At 72.2% G+C, this 22001-nt stretch carries 18 protein-coding genes; 8 read left to right on the top strand and 10 right to left on the bottom strand.

The window, feature by feature from the left end; all coding sequences use genetic code 11:
• Positions 1 to 107 precede the first annotated feature (107 nt).
• The 5 genes from ACFYNU_RS28465 to ACFYNU_RS28445 form a co-directional block, all read right to left on the bottom strand.
• Positions 108 to 1769 (bottom strand): alpha/beta hydrolase, encoded by a 1662-nt coding sequence (locus ACFYNU_RS28465; RefSeq protein WP_356584595.1) that lies wholly within the window; start codon positions 1767 to 1769, stop codon positions 108 to 110.
• A gap of 227 nt (positions 1770 to 1996) precedes the next feature.
• A complete protein-coding gene (locus ACFYNU_RS28460) occupies positions 1997 to 2977 on the bottom strand; it encodes a TIGR04222 domain-containing membrane protein (protein WP_356584596.1) in 981 nt (326 codons plus the stop codon).
• Positions 2978 to 2983: 6 nt separating this feature from the next.
• Entirely contained in the window at positions 2984 to 4525 is a 1542-nt protein-coding gene (locus tag ACFYNU_RS28455; RefSeq protein ID WP_356584597.1) for a DUF692 family multinuclear iron-containing protein, read from the bottom strand.
• Positions 4526 to 4661: 136 nt separating this feature from the next.
• Entirely contained in the window at positions 4662 to 5450 is a 789-nt protein-coding gene (locus tag ACFYNU_RS28450; RefSeq protein ID WP_356584598.1) for a DUF4142 domain-containing protein, read from the bottom strand.
• Between the two features lie 127 nt (positions 5451 to 5577).
• Positions 5578 to 6402 (bottom strand): aminoacyl-tRNA hydrolase, encoded by an 825-nt coding sequence (locus ACFYNU_RS28445; protein WP_356584599.1) that lies wholly within the window; start codon positions 6400 to 6402, stop codon positions 5578 to 5580.
• Positions 6403 to 6474: 72 nt separating this feature from the next.
• On the opposite strand from ACFYNU_RS28445, the gene ACFYNU_RS28440 reads away from it, so the two are divergent.
• Genes ACFYNU_RS28440 through ACFYNU_RS28425 form a run of 4 tightly spaced genes read left to right on the top strand, consistent with a single transcriptional unit; the run spans position 6475 to position 8897 of the window.
• The gene (locus tag ACFYNU_RS28440; protein ID WP_356584600.1) at positions 6475 to 7152 is read left to right on the top strand and encodes an AIM24 family protein; all 678 of its coding nucleotides are present in this window, start codon (positions 6475 to 6477) and stop codon (positions 7150 to 7152) included.
• A 7-nt stretch (positions 7153 to 7159) separates the two neighbouring features.
• Complete coding sequence (locus ACFYNU_RS28435; protein ID WP_356584601.1) at positions 7160 to 8053, top strand: ABC transporter ATP-binding protein; 894 nt, start codon at positions 7160 to 7162, stop codon at positions 8051 to 8053.
• On the top strand, positions 8050 to 8718 hold the full coding sequence (locus ACFYNU_RS28430) for an ABC transporter (protein ID WP_356584602.1): 669 nt from the start codon (positions 8050 to 8052) through the stop codon (positions 8716 to 8718). The genes ACFYNU_RS28435 and ACFYNU_RS28430 overlap by 4 nt, the downstream gene beginning before the upstream one ends.
• Before the next feature lie 26 nt (positions 8719 to 8744).
• Positions 8745 to 8897: a hypothetical protein gene (locus ACFYNU_RS28425; RefSeq protein ID WP_356584603.1), complete on the top strand. Its 153-nt coding sequence runs from the start codon at positions 8745 to 8747 to the stop codon at positions 8895 to 8897.
• Here the strand turns inward: ACFYNU_RS28425 and ACFYNU_RS28420 are convergent.
• The 4 genes from ACFYNU_RS28420 to ACFYNU_RS28405 are packed head-to-tail and all read right to left on the bottom strand — an operon-like array spanning position 8894 to position 15743.
• Positions 8894 to 12286: a protein kinase family protein gene (locus tag ACFYNU_RS28420; protein WP_356584604.1), complete on the bottom strand. Its 3393-nt coding sequence runs from the start codon at positions 12284 to 12286 to the stop codon at positions 8894 to 8896. The genes ACFYNU_RS28425 and ACFYNU_RS28420 overlap by 4 nt on opposite strands.
• A 4-nt stretch (positions 12287 to 12290) precedes the next feature.
• Positions 12291 to 13259, bottom strand: coding sequence for a MoxR family ATPase (locus tag ACFYNU_RS28415; RefSeq protein WP_356584605.1), 969 nt, complete (start codon positions 13257 to 13259; stop codon positions 12291 to 12293).
• Positions 13256 to 15427 (bottom strand): trypsin-like serine protease, encoded by a 2172-nt coding sequence (locus ACFYNU_RS28410; RefSeq protein ID WP_356584606.1) that lies wholly within the window; start codon positions 15425 to 15427, stop codon positions 13256 to 13258. Before ACFYNU_RS28410 ends, ACFYNU_RS28415 begins: the two co-directional genes overlap by 4 nt.
• 1 nt (position 15428) lies before the next feature.
• Positions 15429 to 15743: a trypco2 family protein gene (locus ACFYNU_RS28405; protein WP_356584607.1), complete on the bottom strand. Its 315-nt coding sequence runs from the start codon at positions 15741 to 15743 to the stop codon at positions 15429 to 15431.
• Positions 15744 to 15873: 130 nt separating this feature from the next.
• On the opposite strand from ACFYNU_RS28405, the gene ACFYNU_RS28400 reads away from it, so the two are divergent.
• Positions 15874 to 17328, top strand: a complete 1455-nt coding sequence (locus ACFYNU_RS28400; protein WP_356584608.1) for a class I SAM-dependent DNA methyltransferase — start codon at positions 15874 to 15876, stop codon at positions 17326 to 17328.
• Positions 17329 to 17348: 20 nt separating this feature from the next.
• Here the strand turns inward: ACFYNU_RS28400 and ACFYNU_RS28395 are convergent, their stop codons facing one another.
• A complete protein-coding gene (locus tag ACFYNU_RS28395) occupies positions 17349 to 18188 on the bottom strand; it encodes a polysaccharide deacetylase family protein (RefSeq protein WP_356584609.1) in 840 nt (279 codons plus the stop codon).
• 153 nt (positions 18189 to 18341) lie between these two features.
• On the opposite strand from ACFYNU_RS28395, the gene ACFYNU_RS28390 reads away from it, so the two are divergent.
• From ACFYNU_RS28390 to ACFYNU_RS28380, 3 genes are all read left to right on the top strand, one after another.
• A complete protein-coding gene (locus tag ACFYNU_RS28390) occupies positions 18342 to 18851 on the top strand; it encodes a hypothetical protein (protein WP_356584610.1) in 510 nt (169 codons plus the stop codon).
• Positions 18852 to 18966: 115 nt separating this feature from the next.
• A complete protein-coding gene (locus ACFYNU_RS28385; RefSeq protein ID WP_356584611.1) occupies positions 18967 to 20418 on the top strand; it encodes an SPFH domain-containing protein in 1452 nt (483 codons plus the stop codon).
• A 149-nt stretch (positions 20419 to 20567) separates the two neighbouring features.
• Positions 20568 to 21833, top strand: a complete 1266-nt coding sequence (locus tag ACFYNU_RS28380; RefSeq protein ID WP_356584612.1) for a S1 family peptidase — start codon at positions 20568 to 20570, stop codon at positions 21831 to 21833.
• The last annotated feature ends 168 nt before the right edge of the window (positions 21834 to 22001 follow it).

The raw sequence follows: 22001 nt of genomic DNA, 5'->3' as shown, positions 1-22001 counted from the left end.
GGGGGCCCCGCCCCCCCCCCCCCCCCCGCCCCGCCGGGGGGGGGGGGGCGGGCCCCCCGGCGGCGCCCCCCCCCCGGCGCTCGGGCACCTCTCGGAGAGGCGCGGACTCAGAGCTGGGTGCCCGGGTTCAGCCTCCGTCGCACTTCGGCGCGGGTGTCGTCGCGTTCCAGCGAAACCGGGTTCGGCTCCGCGTGCGGTGCGCAGTCGGCGCCGCGCGCCGGTGTCTTCCCGGCCAGCAGATACGCCTCGACATGGTCGTTGACGCACGCGTTGGGGCCGCCCGCGATGCCGTGGGTGCCCGCGCCGCGCTCGGTCACCAGCACCGCGCCGGACAGCCTCTGTCGCAGCTCCAGCGCCCCCGGGTACGGCGTCGCCGCGTCCCGCTCCGCCGCCAGGATCAGCGTCGGCGGCAGCTCACCGGCGTCGGTGCGGATGTCGGCGGGCCGCTGGCGCGGCGCGGACCAGAAGGCGCACGGCAGATTCATCCACGCGTTGTCCCATGTCTCGAACGGGGCGTGCTCGGCCAGTTCGGTGTTGTCGCGGTCCCACACCTTCCAGTCCGTCGGCCACGGGGCGTCGTTGCACTCCACCGCCGTGTAGACGGCGTTGCTGTTCTCGTTGTCGAACGCCGCCGCCGGGTGCGGTGTCGCCTGGTCGATCAGGGGCTTCGTGTTGCCCTTCAGGAACTCGGAGAGCGCCGTCGCGCGCATCGCCCAGTAGTCGTCGTAGTAGCCCGCCCCGAGCATCGCCGCGTGCAGTTGGCCGGGGCCGACCTTGCCGCCCGCCGGGTGGTGCGCGACCGCCGCCCGTACCCGCTCGTAGCTGCGCTGCACCTCGTCGGCCGTGGCGCCGAGGCGGTACGTCGCGTCGTGCTTGGCGACCCAGGCCCGGAAGTCCGCCCAGCGCTGCTCGAAGGCGCGGGACTGGTCGAGGTTGTTGCGGTACCAGATCTGGTCCGGGTCCGGGTTGACGGCCGAGTCGAAGACCATCCGGCGCACATGGGACGGGAAGAGCGACGCGTACAGGGCGCCGAAGTACGTTCCGTAGGAGGCGCCCATGAAGGACAGCTTCTTCTCGCCGAGGGCGGCCCGCAGGACGTCGAGGTCGCGGGCGTTGTTCAGCGACGTGTAGTGGCGCAGGGCCGGTCCGCCGCTGCGGGCACAGCCCTGGGCGTACGCCTTGGCGCGGGCGACACGCTCCCTCTTGTACGACTCCGAGGGGTAGGTCGGCGCGAGGGTGGGGGCCTTCGCGAAGTCGGTGGCGTTCTGGCAGGACAGCGGCGCGGAGCGGCCGACGCCGCGCGGGGCGTAGCCGACGATGTCGTACGCCGCCGCGATCCGCTTCCACTCGGGCAGGCCGGCCGCCATCGGGAAGGCCATGCTGGAGGCGCCGGGGCCGCCGGGGTTGTAGACCAGCGCGCCCTGGCGCTGGACGGTCTCCACGGCCTTGCCGTCGCCGCCCGCCGCGCCGGTCTTGCCGGACGCCTTGACCCGGCTGACGGTGAGTCTGATCCGTTCGCCGTCCGGGCGGGCGTAGTCGAGCGGCACCTCGACCGTGCCGCAGGTGACGGGCGCGGGCAGCATCTCGGCCTTGGGGCACGTACGGAACGCGATCCCGGCGGCTGCGGCGCGCTGGGCGGCGACGATCGTGCCGCGCTCCTCGGACGAGGCGCCGGCGAAGTCCGCGCCGCCCGCGGGGGCGACGGTGAGGGTGGACAGGACCAAGGAGCCGAGGGTGGCCAGGGCCCCGTACTTCGCAACTGCTCTCATCGCTTTCCCTTCAGGCGTGCCGCGGTGGGGGAATGCGATCATCTCCGGCGCCGAAGGTATGTAAAGGATTTGTGAGCGGTGTCGGAGGGCGTGACTCCGATGCGTCATACAGTCACTCAAGAGGACCGTACGGGGTGCGGGATCGGGTGCGGCGTGCTCCGTACGCGGGCGCGTACGGAGCACGTGAGGGCGCCGTGGCGGGCCGACTGGCGGGCTGGGAGCGCCGGTCAGCCGCCGCCTCCTCCTCCACCACAACCTCCGCCGCCACCCCCGCAGCCTCCGCCACCGCCCCCTCCTCCGTCACCGGAGCCACCGCCACCGCCACAGCCACCGCCCGAACTGCCGCAGCCCGAACCTCCCGAGCCACCGCCGCAGCCGCCTCCGCCCCCTCCTCCGTCACCGGAGCCGCTGCCGTCGCCGAAGCTCGCGCCGGCGCACCACACCACCGTCACGGTGGCCAGATGCGGCGCCGGCTGGAAGTCCCGGCCCGCCCGCATCCCTCGCGCGGCCGTCAACTGCTCGCGCAGCAGTGTGTCGTCCAGCGCCATGTGTCCGTCCACCGCGATCTGGTGGACGGGTGTCGTGATGTGCCTGTTGGCCGTACGGAAGGCCAGCCGGGCCTTGATTCCGGCGCCGGTGAGCCGCTGCCTGGCCGTCAGGGCGCAGATGACGCCGGAGATGATCCCGAGGAACGCGAGCGGCAGGTTCGGGATGACCGACGCCGAGCCGGTGTTGATGAGCAGGATGACGGACAGCGGGATGACGGGCAGGCAGAGGATCGCCTGGACCACCCCCCAGCGCACCCACAGACGGGTCTGCCGGACGTGCACCAGCAGGCCCCGCGCCGCCAGGGAGTCGCCGACCCGCTGTACGGCGTCACTGCGCATCACGGCGAGCCGCAGCGAGTGCAGGGCGCCGTGCGGCGCGAGCGCGTGTTCGTGGATGACGGCCTGTTCGACGGGGTTGTGCGCGACGTGGCTGTAGATGGCGACGACGCCGGGGCCGCCGATGCCGAGCCGCCCGTCCGAGTGCATCGCGACGATGGCGGTCTCGGCGACCCGGCCGGGCCCGCCGCCGAGGAAGGCCACCTCCATGAGGTCGTGGACCACGCCCACGCCGCCGCGTGAACGAAGGGTGACCACTCCCACGATGAGTGTGATCACGGACAGCGGGATCGCGATCTGGAGCGCGGTGACGAGCACGTCCACGGCCGGTCACCGCCCCACGAGTACGGCGCGGGCGACGCGCGCGATACGGACGGCCCGGCTCGGCGGCCGTGCCCCGCAACGGTCCCGCCACCACTGCGTCAGCTCCCGCCGCGCCGCCGGGTCCTCGGGCAGGTCGGCGATCAGCAGGTGCTCGGCGAAGTCGAGCGCGTCGCGCCGGTAACCGGCGCGCATGGGGCGGGACTTGGCGTACGCGAGAAAGGCCGCGCGATAGCCGTCACCGAGGATCCGGGGCAACTCGGGCGCCACCTTGGCGACGACCTCGGACCGCTTGGCGGCGAGGGCACGGCTCTGCACCCCGAGCCGCCGCGAGTCGAACCCCTCGGGCGCGGGGGTCCCCGCGACGAGGGCGGACAGGAGAGAGGCCTGCGCGAGGGCGAGCCGCTGACGGGCGGGGTCGGTGGGCGCGACGTCGGCGGACTGGGGGTCGGTGGACGCGGGGCTTGTGTCCGCGACCTCGGTGGACTCGGCCCCGCCGGGGCCGGGCCGGTCGGCGGGTGTGTCCGGTTGTGCCGGCGCCGGCGTTCCGGTCTCCTCGGCGGTCGGGGTCGCGGTCGCGGGCGCGTGGTCGGCCCCGTCGGGGCCGGGCCGCTCGGCCGGTGCGGGCGAGGCCGTCGGCCCCGTGCCCGCCCCGGCGGCAACTACCTTGGTCCGCGCGGCGGTTGACGTGCGTATCGCGCCCGGCGCCCGCAGCGTCTCCCGGATCGTGTTCAGTTCCGCCGCCAGTTCCTCCGACGGCGGGAAGTTGTCGTCCCGTTCCAGCAGGACACCCGGCGGGGAGACCCGGGAACGCAGCTCCGCCAGGATGTCGAGTATCGGCTCGCCGACCGGGTGCGCGTGGGTGTCGTGCCAGACGCCGTCGCGCTCGACGCCGCCCGCCACATGCACGTACGCGATGGCCTCGACCGGCAGTTGGTCCAGCGCGGTCGCCGGGTCCTCGCCGCGGTTGACGTGGTTGGTGTGCAGGTTCGCGACGTCGATCAGCAGCCGTACGCCCGTACGCTCGACCAGCTCCGCGAGGAACTGCCCCTCCGTCATCTCCTCGTCCGGCCAGTTGATCAGCGCCGCGATGTTCTCCACGGCGAGCGGCACCGGCAGGGAGTCCTGGGCGATCCGGACGTTCTCGCACAGCACCCGCAGCGCGTCCTTGGTACGCGGGACCGGCAGCAGATGGCCGGCTTCGAGCGCCGGGGACGCGGTGAGCGGGCCACCGGCCCGTACGAAGGCGATGTGCTCGGTGACCAGCGGGGAGCCCAGGGCCTCGGCCCGCTCCGCCAGATCGGCGAGCCGTTTGGCGTCGGGCCGCCCGGCGCCCCCCAGGCCGAGCGAGACGCCGTGCGGGACGACGGTGACGCCGCGTGCGCGGAGCCGTACGAGCGAGTCGGGAAGGTGGTCCGGGCAGACGTTCTCGGCGACGGCCTCGACCCAGTCGATCCCGGGCAGTTCCTCGACCGCCCCCGCGATCTCGGGCCGCCAGCCGATACCGATCCCCAGGTCCCGCACGTTCCCCCGTTGTGGCGCGTGGCTCATGGTTCTCCCCCTCCTCCGTGCCTCGGCGAGTGCCGGTTCAGAGGTATTGGCCCCGCCGGGCGCCGGTGAATCCAGAGGAGGGGACGTTCAGAGCATCATTTGAGGTTCCCGCCGTAGCCGGACGAAACGGCCCGGTCTACGGTGACTCCTCCGCGCTCGGCGGCGCCGGCCGGTTGGTGTTGACGGCCGTCGGCGCGCCCGGCTGGGTGGACGGCCGGGAGGTGAAGGAGCTGTCGCCCGTCGGCGCGGCGGCCGGCGGCGACGGCGGCAGGCTGCCGTTGGGCGGCGGGGGACCGGTGGGGCTGGCGGTCTTCGTGCCCGCCGCCTCCCGCGCGATCTCGTCGAAGTCGACCAGCCCGGTGCCCTCCAGCATGGTGATGTGGTCGAGGACCGTCTGGTTGGCGTCGGTGGCGAGCTGCCGGATCAGGGTGTTCCGCGTCGTATGTCTGACCTCGGCCACCAGGGCGAAGACCTTGCCGTGCGCGTTGCGCAGGAGGTTGGCGAACTTCCTGTCGTACTCGGCGCCCGTCGCCGCCGACAACTCCCGGAGCCAGCCCTGCTGCTGCTCGTTGGGCTGGTTCGGCAGCGCGACACCGAGCTTCGCCGCCACGTCGCGCGCGCGGGCGTCGAGGTCGGTGTGGCCGACGACGAGATGGTCACCCGCGTCCTTGATGGCCTGGCTGGGGGCGCGCTCGATCGCCTGCTGTCCGGCGGGCAGCTCCCACAGACCCGCGAGCCGCACCTTCACGAGGAAGTCCCGGTCCGTCGCCGAGAGCGGACCCCACTGGGTCGCCACGCTCGACGCCGCGAGATTCGCCTCCCCCGTGCCGGAACGGTCCGCGTACGACCAGACAGGAAAGGCGAGCGCCCCTACCGTGGCGACGAGCGCCGCGATGATGAGTGCCGTGCCGTTGATACGTCGCAACAATGTGTCTCCCGGGCCGATGTGCCACCGCGTACCACCGCGTGCCACTTCAGAATCAACCGCTCACTGACCGGTCGTTCAACCTACTTAGCGGTATCGGGAGATACGAGCCCCGGCGCGGCAGCGTTCAACGCCGCAGCGACGGATGATCAGCGACCACCGTGCTGGACCCCGGCGCGATCTCCGTGAAACCGGCATCACGGACCAACGGCAGCCCGCTGCCCGTCAGTCGGCGCCAGCGCGCGGCGTCCGGCGTACGGACGGAGAGCGGGAAACCGGCCGCCTGCCACGCCTTGCGGTCCGTCTCCGACAGCTCCCACCAGGCGAGTTGCGCGCCGTGGCCCGCCTGCGCCATCGCCTTGCCCGCCGACATGCCGACGTCGGGGCTGAGCCAGAGCACGGGGCCGGCGAGATCCGCGGCGGGCGGGGGCTCGGGGTCGTCCAGGTCGGTGCCGGAGACCTGGAGCTTCGCCAGCTCCTTGGGCCAGCCGTCCAGCGGGATCGGCGGGAAGACACGTACCTCCGCGTACGGGGCCGCCTGCGGGGCCTCCTGCGGGGCTTCCTGCGCGGCGACGTCCGTCTCCTCCCGGACCGGTGTCTCCGGGCTGGTCACCGTGATCCCCGGCAGCTGAGACGCCTTCCGCCACTCCGCGCCGCGCGCCCTGCGCACCACCTTGCGGATCCGGGCGTCCTGCCAGTCCCGCATCGCCCGCGCCCACTCGCCCTCGCCCGTCGACCGCTCGTCGGCGAGCATGACGAGTACGGCGCGGGCGGCGGCCTCCAGCGCGTCGGTACGGGTCGGCGGCGCCGCCTTCTCGATCCGCACCACCAGCGGCAGTACGAACTGCGGAGCCTCGTCGCGCGCCGTCTGCTCATGCCGGAACGGGCTGTCGGCATGGCCTTCGGCCGGACCGTCGGTCGGGGGCTGCGGAGGGGTGTCGTCGGTACTCACAGCGCAAGTGTGCCAGCCCCGGACTCGCCCCATTGTTGGCGGAACGGGTGGCTCCGGGTGACCATGCTCCGCATGAAGAGCGATCTCTTTGCCAGCGAGAACATGGCGCAGCAGGCGACCACCCCCGGGATGAGCCTCCAGAACGCCAAATCAGTCAAGTACACCGTCAACGGTGAGATGCACGCGCGTCAGGGGTCGATGATCGCCTTCCGCGGGAATCTCCAGTTCGAACGCAAGGGCCAGGGCATCGGCGGGATGCTCAAGCGCGCAGTCACCGGCGAGGGTCTGGCGCTGATGGCCGTGAAGGGCCAGGGCGAGGCGTGGTTCGCGCACGAGGCGGCGAACTGCTTCATCGTCGACATCGACCAGGGCGACGCGCTCACCGTCAACGGCCGCAACGTCCTGTGCTTCGACGCCACCCTCTCCTACGAGATCAAGACGGTGAAGGGCGCCGGCATGAGCGGCGGTGGCCTCTTCAACAGCCTGTTCAGCGGCCACGGGAAACTCGCCATCATCTGTGAGGGCATCCCCATCGTCATCCCCGTCACTCCGCAGGCACCGGTGTACGTCGACACCGACGCCGTCGTCGGCTGGAGCGCGCAGCTCAACACCTCGCTGCACCGCTCGCAGTCCATGGGCTCGATGATCCGTGGCGGCTCCGGCGAGGCGGTCCAGCTGATGCTGGAGGGTGAGGGTTTCGTCATCGTCCGGCCGAGCGAGCTGACGCCCGCGAAGCCGTCCGGGAGCTGACCCACGCGTGGAACTCCGAGGAGTGGGCCGCCGATACGGTGTCGGCGGCCCCTGGGTGCTGCGCGGCGTCGACCTCGTACTGCCGTCGCACCGCCTGATCCGCGTCGAAGGCACCAACGGCAGCGGCAAGTCGACCCTGTTGCGGCTGCTCGCCGGGATCGACACACCCACCGAGGGCCGCGTCACCGGCCGCCCCGGCCGCACGGCCTATGTCCCCGAACGCTTCCCCGTCGCGCTGCCCTTCACCGCCGTCGGCTATCTGACCCATCTGGGCCGGATCCACGGACTGCGCGGCGCGGCGGCGACGGCGCGCGCCGAGGAATGGCTCGATCGCTTCGGCGCCGCGCACCATGCCCGTACGGCACTCTCCGCGCTCTCCAAGGGCACCAGCCAGAAGGTCGCCGTCGCGCAGGCACTGCTCGCCGGGCCCGAGCTGTTGGTGCTGGACGAGGCGTGGACCGGGCTCGACGCCGCGGCCCGTACCCAACTCGACCTCGCCGTCACGGAACGCGTCGCCGGCGGCGGCACGGTCGTCTTCGTCGACCACGACCCACGGCGTCTGGCCGGGGCCGCGGACGACGTGTACGCGGTGGCGGGCAACGCGCTCGTACGCGATACGGGGGTGAACTCCCCGGCCGGACAAGGGCCCCGGGTACGGGTCGTGGCCGTCGGCCCGCCGGGTGCCGCGCCGCCGGACGGGCTGCCCGGCGGCCCCACGTACGAACGCGGGTCGGCGGACGGGACCGTACAGCTGACCGTCGCCGCCGCGCACTCCGACGGCCTCCTGCGCGCCCTGCTCACGGCGCGCCCGCCGTGGCACATCCGGGAGGTCCACGCGCCCGCCGTGACGGGCGCGCACCCGACGGGCACGACGAGCACCACGGGGCGGGCCGCGTCATGACCGCGCTGTTCCGCTACCACACGGCCATGCTGCTGCGCTCGCAGCGCTGGCTCCCCCCGCTCCTGCTCTACGGGATCTTCCTCGCCGTCGGCGTCCAGGGCGGCGAGCCGGTGCTCGACTCCCTCGGTGTCGCCGCCGCCGCGCTGCTGCCGGTCACCGCCTGGCTGGTCCGGATCTGCGTCACCCAGGAACCGGACGCGGCACGCGCCGTCACCGCCGCCGCGTCGGGCATGCCGCGCGCCCATCTCGCCGCACTGCTCGCCGCGACCGCCTGCGCGGGCGCGCTCGGCGTCGTCGGCACGGTGGTCGTCACGGCCGTCAGCGAACGCAGGAGCGCCGACCGGCTGGTGGACGTGGCGCCGCTGCCCGCCGCGACGGCCGGTCTGCTGGTGGCCCTGGTCTGCCTCCTGACCGGCGCGGCGGTCGGCGCGCTGTGCTCACGGCCCCTGCTGCGGGGCCGGGGCTGGTCCCTCGCCCTGACCGCGCTCTTCGCACTGCTGGCGCTGGTGACCACCGGCTCCCCGGCGAAGGCCGCCGTGTCCGCCCTGGTGACCGGCTCGCGCACGGGCGCGATCCCCGCGCCCGGCCTGCCACTGGTGGCCGCTGTGCTGGTGGCGGCCGTGGCGGCGGGCGTGGTCTGCGTGCTGGGCACCCGGCGGGGCTGAGCGCGGCGGTTCAGTACGCTCGACGTATGGGAGACGAAACCACGGATACCGAGGCCGTCGTGTACGCCGACTGCGTGCACTGCGGGGAGCCGACCGAGTACCCGGAATCGGTCAAGGGCAGCACGCTGTGCCCGGTCTGCGAATGGCACGAGGCGCAGCGGACGGCCTGCTCGGGCTAAGAGTCGTCGCTGTCCCCGTCGAGAAGCCAGGACTGGACTCTGAGCGACTGCTCAAGGTCCTTTCCGTACACTTCCGGTCGCGTCTCGGCCAGTACGCGCCGTATCTCCAGCCCCTCGCCGAGCGGGGCGAGGGCTTCCTCCCGCCGGCCCAACTCGCCCAGCCGGACGGCGAGATTGGTCAGGCTTGAGGCAAGAGGCGGGCGGTAGACGTCGGGGTACCGGAGAGCCAGTTCCCGGTAGAGCTCCACGGATTCGGTGATCGCCGCGAGAGCCTCTTCGTGCCGACCGGCTTCGCCCAGGCGGTTGGCGAGATTGTTCAACACCCTGGCGACCTCGGACCGGTCGGCGCCGCTCTGGCCGACGGCCAGCTCCCGGTAGAGATCCAGTGCTTCATTGATCGCGTCGAGCGCGTCTTCCTGCCGCCCCGCCTTGCCCAATTCGTTCGAGAGGTTGCTCAGAGTGGTGCCGAGGGCGGCGTTGTAGTAGTTGGGATCCTCGGCGGCCAGCACCCGGAAATGCTGTACGGCCTCGCTGATCGCGGTGAGCGACTCCTCCCGCCGGCCCAGGTCGCCCAGGCGGACAGAGAGGTTGTTCAACCCCCGGGCGAGGTCGGGGCGGCCGGCGGCGGGGAGCTCGACAGCCAGTTCCCGGTACAACCCCACAGCCTCGGCCATCGCGTCGAGAGCTTCGCCCCGACGACCCACGTCGCTCAACCGGAGGGAGAGATTCTTCAGAGCCGAGGCCAGCTCGGAAGGGGGGAGATCAGGCTGCTGCCGCACCAGCAGCCGGTGCCAACGTACGTCGTGGTTGGCCGCGGTGAGGGCTTGTCGCAACTGCTCCGATTCGGTCTGATCGTCGGAATCCGCTGCGAACGCGTCGACCAGCTCGTCGGCGGTCGGCCTCGCGGCGGGATCCGGATTCAGGCATGTCCGGAGGACCGCGACGATGCGCGGAGCGATCCCCGACGCGGCGAGCGTCGCGAGTGCGTCGTCGTCGGGCCGGAAGTCGTTCCACCGGTCGGTGGCGAAGGCGAGGAGCAGCGCGCCCACCGAGTAGATGTCGCTCTCCCTGGTCGGCCCGGGGGTCTCCTCCGCCGCCTCCAGGTAGACCTCACTGCGGGGGTACTTCTCCCGGTGGCCGCTGTGGACACCGTCCCGCGTCGCCGTCATCCACCCGACGAGCCGCACACCGTGGTCGGTGACCAGTACGGTCCTCGGCGCGAGCGTCCCGTGCACCAGGCCGACGCTGTGCGCGTGCCGGACCGCCCGGGCCAGGTCGCCGCCGACACGGCGGAAGACGGCGTCACTCACCGACCCCGCCTGCTCGTCGAAGACGCCGTGCAGATTCGGCGCGGGCTCCGAACCCGGGTCGTCCTCCCAGCGACGTACATAACTCGCCGCCAGCCACGGCATGCCTTGACGCCGGCCGTCGTCCCAGTCGAGCAACCGGGGGGCGTAACTGCCCCCCATGCGCTCCAGGCACTCCGCCTCCGTACGGATCAGGTCGCGTGCCTGCCGGGGGTCCATGGAGTACAAGGGGGTGGGCGTGCGCATCAGCACGGTCGTACCGTCCTCGTCCTGGGCCAGATAGATGCCCGGGTCGTCCCAGCCCCAGGTGCTGCGGGCGTAGAGGCGGTAGCGGCCGAGCCGCTGGGGGTCGCTCCGCAGGAGCTGCGACCAGCCCGGCGGAATGTCCGGTGGCCACCATTCGAGCGGGCCCTCGGTCCGGTCCTCCGGCCGGTCTTCGGGCCGGTCCACGGTCTGTGCGCCGGGCCGGGCCTCCGGCGCGTCGCCCACTCCCGTACTCACCGGCGGGACACCCAGTCGTGTCAGCACCCGGTCCTTCAGCCAGCCGAAGGACCGGTCGGTGTCGCCGATCACGGTGGTGCCGTCCGGATGTCCCACCCAGGCCGGGAAGTTGGCGGAGCGGCCGATCGCGGCCTCCAACTGCCGGGTGACGGCCTGTGTGTTCCGTAGCAACTCCTGCGGGGACAGGGCGCCGAGCAGCAGGCCGCGGGCCTCGTCCGAGAAGTCGAAGAGCTGGTGCTGGGGGAGTTGGGTCGGCCAGACGGCCGCGGTCTGCCGCATCAGTCCGCCGAGGAAGACCTCCACGATGTGCCCGTTGTCGGTGGGCGGTCCGAGCGCGTTCTGGACCAGGCGCATCACCGGCGGGGTGACGGGAGCCACCGCGGCGAGGTGGGCCGCGAGACGGTACGCCTCCGGCGACGCGGCCTCCCGGAAGCGCAGGACGGCGTCCGCGACGGCGCCGTCGCGGGTGTCGGCGAAGGCGCGGCCGTCGGTGGGCCGGCCGGCGCTCCACAGGGGGAGCTGCGCGGTGGTTCCGGGTGAGGCGATCAGCCGTGCCCAGCCGGCGACGGCGGCGGGCGAGGGTTCGAGGACCGGCACGGGGACGGAGTCGAAGGTCACCAGATCCGGTGACAGGACCGGGTCGGTGATGCGCCAGTCGGTGTTCGGGCCGCCGCGGCGGTGCGTGGCGACCCGCCAACGCTGGGCCGTGATACCGGAGTTGGCCCAGAGGCGGCTGGGCAGCGCGTGGACGACTGCGGTCGGACCGCAGCGCGCCCACAGGTTGATCACGTCGCGCATACGGCCGTCCCACCACGCCTCGCCGACACCGTCGCTGATGACGAGGACGAGTGTGTTTCCCGTTGGGTCGCTCACGCTCGCGGGTGTCTGGTAGGGCCCTTTGAGTTCGTAGGGGCGGGTGTTGAGGAGCGGGGCATCGGCGCCGCGGGTGTCCAGCCCGTACACGCGGATGTCGCGGAAGGTCCCCGCGCGTTCCATCAGCGTGCGCACTTCGGTGGCCAGCCGCTGCCACAGGACCATGGAGATGCCGTCGTCCACCAGCAGGGTGAGGGAGAGCCAGCGCGTTCTGACGGGGCGGGTGACGGTTTCGGGCAGTCCGGTGTCGGCCATGGCCGACACGGTCCGTACGACGTCCAGTTCGTGGTGCCGATGGTCGGGGAACCGCTGTCGCAGGGGGCGCAGCGCCTTGCCCAGCCGCAGCTCCCGCGCGTCGAGGAGCCGGCTGTCGGGCGCCCGGACGGCGAGTGCTCTGCGAGGTGCCGAGTTGCGCTCCTCGGCCGTGTCCGGCTGTGTCGCCGCGCGCAGCGGGAGTCCGGGCGTGGAGTCCCCCGGCGGCTCGGGGTCCGTCCCGTCGGCGGGCGCGGCGGGCGTGGCGTCCGGCGCGGGGCGCGGGCTGTCGTCCGGGCCGCCGGGCCGCTGTTCCGTCGTGGCGGGCGTACGTGCCCGGACCAGGGGCGCGGCGTCCGGCGGAAGGTGTCCGGCGAGCCACAGGACGTCGAGAAGTTCCTCGTCGGCGAGGGGCACCCCGCTCCTGGCCAGTACGTCGCGCAGACGTCCTAGCATGCCCTCACACCGCTCCGCCGAGTTCGTGCAGGACGGCGTCGAGAAGGCGGCCCGCGTCGAGCGTGACGCCTCCCTTCCGCAGGAAGACGGCGTTGAGGAGCTGGTCGGTGGCGAGTTCGCCGGGAGCCCGGCGGCTGAGGAACGTCTCCAGCAGTTCGTCCACCTCGTGCAGGGCGTCGTCCCCGAGATGGGCGGCCACGATGTCCCGCAGCCGCCGCTCGTCGGGTTCGGGCAGGTCGAGCCGGACGCAGCGCCTCAGGAAGGCGGGAGGGAAGTCGCGTTCGCCGTTGCTGGTGATGACGACGACGGGGAACTCGCGGCAGCGGATCCGGCCGCGCACGACGGGCTCGGGGTGGTCGGGGTCGTCGGTCTGCACCAGGACCGGCGGGTGGCTGTCCGGCAGCCGGGCGAGCTCCGGGATCGTGAACTCGCCCTCCTCGAAGACGGTGAGCAGGTCGTTGGGGAGATCGACGTCGCCCTTGTCCAGTTCGTCGATGAGCAGGATCCGGGGGCGTTCGCGCGGGACGAGGGCGTTGCCCAGGGGGCCGAGGCGGACATACCGGCCGATGTCCGGTTCCGGCCCGTCGGAGTCGCGGTTGGCCTCGCGCAGCCGGCCCACCGCGTCGTACTCGTACTGGGCGTCCCGCAGGGCGGAGCGGCTGTTGACCGGCCAGTGCAGCACCCGGCCGAGGGTCAGCTCGTGCGCGATGGCGTGGGCGAGGGACGACTTGCCGGTGCCCGGGTGACCGGTCACCAGCAGCGGGCGGCGCAGATGCAGTGCGGCGTTGACGATCTCTGCCTCGTCGGCGCCGATGAGATACGGCCGCGGCCGGGCGGTCCGCTCGCCCGCCGACGGCTCCTGCGGGTCGAACCGGCGCCATGGCGGGGCCTCGGGGAACGCGATCTCGCGGGCGGTGCCGTTGCCTCGGAACAGCCGCCAGTCGGTGGCGGGCCCGGGTTCGGTGGTCGTCATGAGACGTGGACTCCTTTCCGGGGATCGCTCAGTCGCAGCGACTCCGGCCTCGGGTGGCTGGTTTCTTCCTCCCACACCAGAGCGGGGCGGGCCGTCGTGGTCGCCGTCGGTTCGAGGGCCTCGGCCCGGAACTTGTAGACGCGCTCGGGAAGTTCGGCCAGCAGGCCGAGGGGGTCGAGCGGCCACAGCTTCGTGGCGTCCTCGTACCCCTCGGCCTCGCGGTCCCACAGGATCACGGGCACACCGAGCGCGAGGCAGACTCCGAGCAGCGGTACGCGCTGCTCGCGAGGTCCGTGGATGACCACCTGGGTGGTGTCGCGGTGGGTTGACTTCAGCACCCCGGCGAGCTGTCGGTCGGTCGCGCATTTCTGATCGGTGACCAGCGGCGTCGAGTTGCCGCTCTGCCATCTGCGCCTCTGATCACGGTCGCGGCCCGGCACGAGCGCGCTCATGTCGGGGCAGCTCAGGGTCATCCGGTACTCCGCGCCGATCGGCCGGTCGGGCACGAAGTCGTTGGGCGCCCCGGGATTCCACTCGTCGACGGCCAGTTGCAGCCCCTTGCGGTCGACCAGGACCGTCACCCACGGCACATGATCGCCCTGGCCGGGCTCGTCGGCCGCCGAATCGACCGCATCACGCAGGCATACGGCGATCTCCTCCGGCGTCTTCGGTACGGTCCGCGACTCGTGGAGCAGGGCGTGCCTACCGTCCTTGCGGGCGACGAGGATCCGGCAGACGTACCGCTCGTCGGAGGACGCCTGGTCCCCGGTCAGCTCCAGCACCACTCGCGTCACCGGCGACGGCTGCCGCGCCGCCCACCGGGCCGCGTCGGCGCGCCGCTCGTCCAGGGCGGTCGGGTGAATGCCCGTCCGGCCGGCCACCCGGGTGGACCACTCGCGCAACTCCGCCGCCTGCTCGCCCCCCACGGCCGCCGCGACGTACTCGACCAGCCGCAGCAGGGCGGGGACCTGCGGTGTGCCCTCAGGCACCTGCGAACTGTCGGACAGCGACTCCAACTCCTCGATGAACTGCCCGAGTTCGTCGACCGGCAGATGGGTGCGGGAGAGGGTGTCGGAGAGGCATAGGTACCGCAGTGCTTCGCCCACGGCACGGGGCAGAAGCGTGGGGCGCTCCGTGCAGACGCCGCTGAGCACCCGCACCAGGTGTTCGTACTCCGCCAGGGAGAGCAGCGAACCGAGACCGGCGGCCCGCGCCCGCGTGAGCAGGGCGGTCAGCCGGGCCCGGGTGGCGTCCTCGGTGACCATCGGCGCCAGAGTGTCGCTGAGCGAGGCGAGCGCGCGCCGGTGCCCGGTGAACAGCGCCGTGACATCGGCGAGGGAGGGCGCGTAGTCGGCCGGGACCTGGTAGCCCAACTCCTGGGCGAGCGAACGTGCGTGGAAGGCGCACATCTTCGGGTCGCCGAGGAAGTGCCACAGCGACCGCTCAAGGTCCTGCTCGGCCGGTGTCCGGTCGGCGGTCGGCCGCTCCCTGGGCAACGACGCCCCGATGTCGACCAGTTGGGGCGGCCCGTCGGCGTACTCCCGTACAAGGGCGTCGAACTCGCCGTCCTGGACGAAGGCGTGTGCCGGGGAGGCGCGCAGTCGCCGGTTTCCGTAGGACTGGTTGTCCTCGATCACCACCCCGACGACATGGTCCGCGCAGAAGACCGCGGCGCCGGAGGCCCCTCCCCAGGCTTTCCGGCCGTCGGGCCGATGATCGGGTGCGGGCTCCTGGTCAAGGACGTAGCGGGCGCGGGAGCCAGAGGACAACAGGGGCAGCACACCGCGCAGATGCTCGACCTCGCGCTCCTCCTCGGCCGTGGCCAGCGGGAATCCGAGCCCCTCGTAACGCAGCGGCGCCTTGCCGACGGGGCGGCCCCACCGGACAGGGCTGTCCGGCACCTCCACCGTGTCGTCGGTGAGCAGGAGCGCGACGTCCAGGTCCCGCGGATGCTTCCAGAGGACGCGCGCCTTCGTGCGTACGGTGCCGCCGTCTCCGGGGTGCCCCACCCGTATCTGGATCCGCGGCCATTCGGCGCGGGTGTCGCGGTCCTCGATCACATGACGGGCGGTCAGGACCAGACGCGGGGCGATCAGATAGCCGGACCCGACACTTCGCCGCTGCTGTCCGGCGCCACCGAGAATCAGCGCCAGCCTGCGCGGATCCATCTCACTCCTCGTCCCAGGAGCCCGGTTCGCTGTCGCTGATCTCGGCGCCGGTGCCACCGGCGGCACGGTCCCGGACCGACAGCCGTAGCGTCAACTTGTGGGTGCGGACCGTGGAGTGCTCGCCGCCGACACCGACGGTCGCGACGCCGAAGCTGAGCTTGCCGTCACCCGTGCCGGTGTTGCGAAGCTCCAACAGCAGCTCCAACTCCGCCTCTTCCACACCGAACGCGAACTGCTGCCCGGCGCCCATGTCCTGCGCCTGGTACAACTCCTGCCGCAACTCCTCGATGGCCGCGGCCAGACCGATACTCGCCATGCCGACTCCCCGTGCCGCCCCGTGTGCCCCGCGCCCATTTCAGGCGCTGATGACTCGTCACGTTACCGCTTCCGGGCGATGCTTCGACGGGCTTGGGGATAACCTCGAAACCCCGAGGGAGGGCAGAGGCATGCAGGAGGTCAAGGCCGCCCTGTGGGAGGCCGCGGACAAGCTGCGCGGCTCGGCCGACGCGGTCGAGTACAAGGAGCACGTCCTCGGCCTGATCTTTCTCAAGTACGTCTCCGACGCGTTCGAGGAGCACAGATCGGAGCGGATGGCTCGGCTCGTCGCGGAGGGGGGCGACGAGGACCGCTTTCCGTACATCCGGGAGCAGGAGGACTTCGCCGAGGCCGGCGCCATCTGGGTTCCCCCCACGGCCCGTTGGTCCCGGATCGCCGACCGCACCGAGACCGCGCATCTCGGGGAACTCATCGACGACGCCATGAACATGCTCAGCGCGGCGAACCCGGCGCTGGCGGGCTCCCTGCCGACGGTCTTCCGCCATGGCGCCGTCGACCAGCGGCGCTTGGCCGAGGTCGTGGACCTCATCGGCACGGTCCGTGTCGACCGCACGGGGGGCAGGGCGGCGCGGGACGTACTGGGCGAGATGTACGCGTACTTCCTCGACCACTTCGCGCGTGCGGAGGGAAAGCGGGGCGGCGACTCCTGGACGCCTCGGTCCGTCTGTCAGCTGGTGGTGGGGATCCTTGAGCCGCACCAGGGGCGTGTGTATGACCCGGCCTGCGGATCGGGCGGCATGCTCGTCGAGGCCGGCAAGTACGCCGAGGCCCATGGACGGAGCCTGGGCGACCTGGAGTTCTACGGCCAGGAGACCAACGAACGGACCTGGCGGCTGGCCAGGATGAATCTCGCCGTCCACGGCATGGGGAGCGGCGTCGGCGCTCGATGGGGCGACACACTCGCGGACGACAGACACCCGGCTCTCAAGGCCGACTTCGTCATGGCCCAACCCTCGTTTAACATCTCGAACTCGGTGTGGGACGAGACCGACCCCCGGTGGGAGTACGGTGTCCCGCCACGGTCCAACGCCAACTACGCGTGGCTCCAGCACGCGGTCTCCAAACTGAGTGAGCGGGGCACGGCCGGCATTGTCCTGGCCAACGGCTCGCTGTTCTCCCGGACACCCCGCGAGGCACGGATCAGGCGGGCGCTCGTGGAGGCCGATCTGGTGGCCGCCGTCGTGGCGCTGCCGGGGCAGTTGTTCCACTCCACGGCGATCCCCGCCTGCCTCTGGGTGCTGACGAAGGACAAACCCGCCGACCGCAGGGGCCGCACCCTCCTGGTCGACGCCCGCCGGATGGGCACCCTGGTCGGCCGTACGGAGCGCGTGCTGGGCGATGAGGATCTGGCGAAGATCACCCTCGCTTATCACACGTGGCGAGGCGGGCCCCGCGGACAAGCCGTCCCGGCGTACCAGGACGAACCCGGCTTCTGCCGCTCGGCCGACCTGGAGGCGGTGCGGGAACAGGAGTACGACCTGACGCCCGGTCGATACGTGCGTGCCGCCCAGGACCGGACAGGGACCCGGGCGCTGACGAAGGATCTCTACGGGGTGTTCCAGTAGCCCTTCAGCCAGCCTTTCGTCTAGTCCTTCATCAGCTCCGACACCTTGACGAAGCGGTATCCGCGCTCGCGCAGCTCCGGCACGATTCTGCGGACCGCCTCGTCCGTCACCGGGGCCGCGCTCGTCGTGCAGTGCATCACCACCAGTGAGCCGGGCCGTACCTCGGCAAGCACCTGCTCGGCCACCGCGTCCGCGTCCGTCGCGAAGGCGTCGCCGCTCACGACGTCCCACTGGACCGCCGTCAGGCCCGCCGGGGCCAGGGCCCGTAGCGTCGACTGGTCGTAACACCCGCCGGGGAAGCGGAAGTACGGCACCACCTGCCGTACCCCTGCCTTGCGGAACGCGTCGAAGGCGCGCTCCACGTCGGCGGCCATGTCCCGCTTGCCGAGGACCGGGAGCCCGTGGCAGTCGGCCGTGAAGGAGTGGTGGCTGTACGAGTGGTTCGCGACCTCGAACAGGGGGTCGGAGCCGATCTCCCTCGCCTGGAACGGATACTCCTCCGCCCACCGGCCGGTCATGAAGATCGTCGAGGGGACTTCCAGCCGGCGCAGCGAGGTGATCAGGGTCGGGTTGTCGAAGCGCTCGCCCTGCGCGGCCCGTGGCCCCTGATCGGCGGTCATGTCCGCGTCGAAGGTGAGCGCGACCGTCTTGGACGCCGTCCCGGCCCGGGTCCGGCGCCCGGGGTCGGCGCCGCGCAGGAAGACGGGCGTCACGGCCGGGTGCTCGGGGCCGGCGGGCTGCTGCGCCGTGGTCCTGGGGGAGGGGTTGGCCGTCAGGCGCGCGTCGGTGCCGGTTCCGCATCCGACGAGAACGGCCCCCAGCACGGCGACGGAGACGAGTCTCAGAACATTTGTAGGCATAAAGGGAAAATATATGACTAACTGTTCATCCTGCGGTTACGGCGCTCGAAGATTGCCGGAACGCGGCACTGCCCGCCCTGACGGACCGTGAGAAAATTTCCTCCCATTCAAGGGTTCTTGGGGGACCGGCGAGAGCCGGGGGAGGGACGACCCATGGATGTGTTCCTCGGTCTCGGTATCGCGGGTGTGGTCCTGCTGGCGGCGGCGCTGATCTTCGACGGCATCTTCGAAGGTCTGTTCGGCGGAGTGCTCGACGGGCTGTTCGCGGGGCTGCTGTCACTGCCCGTCGTGGCGGGATTCGTCGCGATGCTGGGCTTCGGCGGCGCGATCGTGCTCGGTACGACGGACCTCGGCGTCGGTCCCGCCGTCGCCGTGGGCGCCGGCGCCGGTGCCGTCACCGGCTGGCTGGCCTGGAGACTCGGCCGGGTGCTGATGCGCGATCAGACCGACGCCACGCCACGGGGGGCGGACCTCGTCGGTTCGGCGGGCTCCGTGGTCACGGCCATTCCCGTCGACGGCTACGGCGAGGTGATGCTCCGGGTGGCCGGCCAGCCGGTGAAGTTCGCCGCCAGGAGCGCGGTGCCCCTGGCACGGGGCGCCGAGGTCTGGGTGGAGTCGACGCTCTCGTCCACCTCGGTCGGCGTCCGCCCCGTCGAGCGCTGATCCCCGCCGCCGACCCATCGGCACATCGAGCGGCCGAACCGTCGAACCGCCGCGCGGCGACCGGTGTCCCACAGGTGCGGCGTCCACAACTCGTACGTCAACAGGGGGCAAACCAATGAGTCCAGTGATCATCGCGGTGGCGGGAGTGGTCGTACTCCTCGTCCTGCTCGCTCTCGTCGTCATCACCCGCTACAAGGTCGCGGGCCCCAGCGAGGCCTTCATCATCACCGGCCGCCGGGGCAAGTCGTCCACGGACCCGGTCACCGGCCGGGTCAGCACCGACAACAGCGGCCAGAAGGTGGTGGTCGGTGGCGGCGTGTTCGTCGTCCCGTTCGTCCAGCAGAAGTTCACGCTCGACCTGTCCAGCCGGCACATCCCGGTCGCCGTACGCGGCGCGGTGACCCTGCGCGGTGTCAAGGCGCATCTGGAAGGCGTCGCGATCGTCAAGGTCGGTGGCAACGAGGACGCCATCCGCGCCGCCGCCCAGCGGTTCCTGCGGCAGCAGAAGGGCATCGTCGGCTTCACCCAGGAAGTGCTCTCCGGCGCGCTGCGCGCCATCGTCGGCCGGATGGCGGTGGAGGACATCATCCGCGACCGTGCCGCCTTCGCCGGCCAGGTCGCCGAGGAGGCCGAGGCCAGCCTGTCCGGGCAGGGCCTGATCCTGGACGCCTTCCAGATCCAGGACATCACCACCGAGGGCTCCTACCTGGAGGACCTGGGCCGGCCCGAGGCCGCCCGCGCCAAGCAGGAGGCGGACATCGCCGAGGCCATCGCCAAGCGGGCCTCGGAGCAGGCCAGGCTCAAGGCCGCCGAGGAGATCGCGGTGGCCGAGCGGACCTTCTATCTCAAGCAGGCCGAGATCAAGGTCGAGACCGAGGCGGCCAAGGCCAAGGCCAACGCGGCGGGTCCGCTCGCCGAGGCCGCGCGCCAGCAGGAGGTCCTCGGCGAGCAGGAGAAGGTGGCGCAGCGACAGGCGGCGCTGACGGACCGTCAACTGGACACCCAGGTACGCAAGCCGGCCGACGCGGCCCGCTACCAGGCCGAGCAGGAGGCCGAGGCCCGGCGGATCGCGCAGGTCAAGGAGGCCGAGGCGGACGCCGAGCGGTCGCGGCTCACCGGTGAGGGCGAGAAGCTGCGCCGTGCGGCGCTCGCGGAGGCCGTACGGATCGAGGGTGAGGCGGAGGCCGACGCCATCACGGCGCGCGGCAGCGCCGAGGCCGGGGCGATGCAGAAGAAGGCCGACGCGTTCGCCCAGTACGGCGACGCGGCCGTGCTCCAGATGCTCGTCGAGGTACTGCCCGCCGTCGTCGCCAAGGCGTCCGAGCCGCTGAGCGCCATCGACAAGCTGACGGTCATCTCCACGGACGGCGCGAGCCAGCTCTCGCGCACGGTGACCGACAACGTGGCACAGGGCATGGAACTGCTGACGTCCACCACCGGCGTCGACATCGGCGAGCTGCTCAAGGGCCTTTCCCGAAAGGCGAGTTCGGCGGAGCCGGTCAAGGCCGGGGCGAGGGCGGCCAAGCCGTCGGAGACGAGCAACAAGAAGATCGAGATCGGCGGCTGACGGGCCGTCGGTTCGCTCTGTACGAGGGGCCGGCCGGACCGTTGTCCGGCCGGCCCCTCGCATGTTGTCCACCCGGTCCGCTGAACACAACTCCCGTACCGCCCGTATCAAGGGGTCGGACTCCGTAATCCCCCACAGGAGGCGACGAGTTGAGTCACAGGCGAATTTCCAAGGGCAAGGCCGTACTCGCGGGAGCCGGGGCGGTGGGTGTCGCCGCGGCGGCCGTCCTGCTGCCGAACGCCAACGCGTCACAGTCCGGCACGGACGACGGCGCGGGCGGCGGCGCGGGGCAGAACCCGAGGACGGTCAGCGCCGCGTCGGCGCCCGACCTCGTCGCGCGGCTGTCCTCGCAGCTCGGCGAGGACTACGCGGGGGCGTACTACGACGCGCGGAAGAAGCAGGTCGTGGTGAACGTCGCGGACGGCGGCGGCAGCGGCGGCGACGAATCGGCCGAGCGGGTGCGCGAGTCCGGCGCCGTGGCCAGAAGCGTGCCGAACACCATGGGTGAACTCCGCTCCGCCGCAGGCACGTTGAGCCGGGACGCCACCATCCCCGGCACCGCGTGGGCCGTCGACCCCCGGACCAACCAGGTCCTCGTCACGGCCGACACCACGGTCACCGGCGAGCGCTGGGACACCCTGGAGTCGACCGTGCGCTCGCTGGGCGACGGCGTGGCCCGTATCCAGAAGTCGGCGGGCGAGTTCAAACCGTTCCTGGAGGGCGGCGACGCCATATTCGGCGGCGGCGCCCGCTGTTCGCTCGGCTTCAACGTCACCACGCAGGACGGCACACCCGGCTTCCTCACCGCCGGTCACTGCGGTGTGGCGGCCGAGCAGTGGTCGGAGGAGCAGAACGGCGCGCCCGTCGGCACGGTCCAGGCCGCGACGTTCCCCGGCGACGGGGACTTCGCGCTCCTCAACTACGACGACCCGGCCACCGAAGCGCCCAGCGAGGTGGACCTCGGTGACGGGCAGACCCTGCCGATCGGGCAGGCGGGCGAGGCGGCCGTGGGCCTGGAGGTCATCCGGATGGGCAGCACCACCGGGCTGGCGGACGGTTCGGTCACCGGGCTCGACGCGACCGTGAACTACGCGGAGGGCTCCGTCAGCGGTCTCATCCAGACCAACGTCTGCGCGGAGCCCGGCGACAGTGGCGGCCCGCTGTTCACGGCGGACGGCACGGCGATCGGCCTCACCTCGGGCGGCAGCGGTGACTGCACCTCGGGCGGCGAGACGTTCTTCCAGCCGGTGACGACGGCGCTGGCCGCGGTGGGCGCGGAGATCGGCGCGGGCGGCGCGGGAGCGGGCGGCGACGCGGGCGACGCCAGTGATGCGGGCGGCACCGGCACCGGCACCGACAATGGCATCGGCATCGGCACCGGCGACGACGGCGTGGAGGCCGGGCGCGACCACTGACCGTACCCAGGTGACAGGACCCGGGAGAGGACCGGGCGCCGGGGGGGGGGCCCCCCCCCCCCCCCGCCCCCCGGGGGCGCCCCCCCCCCCCCCCACGCCCCCGGGGAGCCACCGAACCGCCCCCCCCCCCGACGCCCCCAATGGTGGCCCCCCGGGTGAGGGTTTAAA

The organism is Streptomyces sp. NPDC006643, assembly GCF_042870175.1.
Classification (GTDB): Bacteria; Actinomycetota; Actinomycetes; order Streptomycetales; family Streptomycetaceae; genus Streptomyces.
This window is presented reverse-complemented; position numbering and strand designations above follow the sequence as displayed.

What these genes read in the sequence shown, in the direction of transcription:
- ACFYNU_RS28465 (WP_356584595.1), bottom strand. Translation starts at nt 1,769, where the DNA reads ATGAGAGCAGTTGCGAAGTACGGGGCCCTGGCCACCCTCGGCTCCTTG.
- ACFYNU_RS28455 (WP_356584597.1), bottom strand. Translation starts at nt 4,525, where the DNA reads ATGAGCCACGCGCCACAACGGGGGAACGTGCGGGACCTGGGGATCGGT.
- ACFYNU_RS28440 (WP_356584600.1), top strand. Translation starts at nt 6,475, where the DNA reads ATGAAGAGCGATCTCTTTGCCAGCGAGAACATGGCGCAGCAGGCGACC.
- ACFYNU_RS28430 (WP_356584602.1), top strand. Translation starts at nt 8,050, where the DNA reads ATGACCGCGCTGTTCCGCTACCACACGGCCATGCTGCTGCGCTCGCAG.
- ACFYNU_RS28425 (WP_356584603.1), top strand. Translation starts at nt 8,745, where the DNA reads ATGGGAGACGAAACCACGGATACCGAGGCCGTCGTGTACGCCGACTGC.
- ACFYNU_RS28420 (WP_356584604.1), bottom strand. Translation starts at nt 12,286, where the DNA reads ATGCTAGGACGTCTGCGCGACGTACTGGCCAGGAGCGGGGTGCCCCTC.
- ACFYNU_RS28415 (WP_356584605.1), bottom strand. Translation starts at nt 13,259, where the DNA reads ATGACGACCACCGAACCCGGGCCCGCCACCGACTGGCGGCTGTTCCGA.
- ACFYNU_RS28410 (WP_356584606.1), bottom strand. Translation starts at nt 15,427, where the DNA reads ATGGATCCGCGCAGGCTGGCGCTGATTCTCGGTGGCGCCGGACAGCAG.
- ACFYNU_RS28405 (WP_356584607.1), bottom strand. Translation starts at nt 15,743, where the DNA reads ATGGCGAGTATCGGTCTGGCCGCGGCCATCGAGGAGTTGCGGCAGGAG.
- ACFYNU_RS28400 (WP_356584608.1), top strand. Translation starts at nt 15,874, where the DNA reads ATGCAGGAGGTCAAGGCCGCCCTGTGGGAGGCCGCGGACAAGCTGCGC.
- ACFYNU_RS28395 (WP_356584609.1), bottom strand. Translation starts at nt 18,188, where the DNA reads ATGCCTACAAATGTTCTGAGACTCGTCTCCGTCGCCGTGCTGGGGGCC.
- ACFYNU_RS28390 (WP_356584610.1), top strand. Translation starts at nt 18,342, where the DNA reads ATGGATGTGTTCCTCGGTCTCGGTATCGCGGGTGTGGTCCTGCTGGCG.
- ACFYNU_RS28385 (WP_356584611.1), top strand. Translation starts at nt 18,967, where the DNA reads ATGAGTCCAGTGATCATCGCGGTGGCGGGAGTGGTCGTACTCCTCGTC.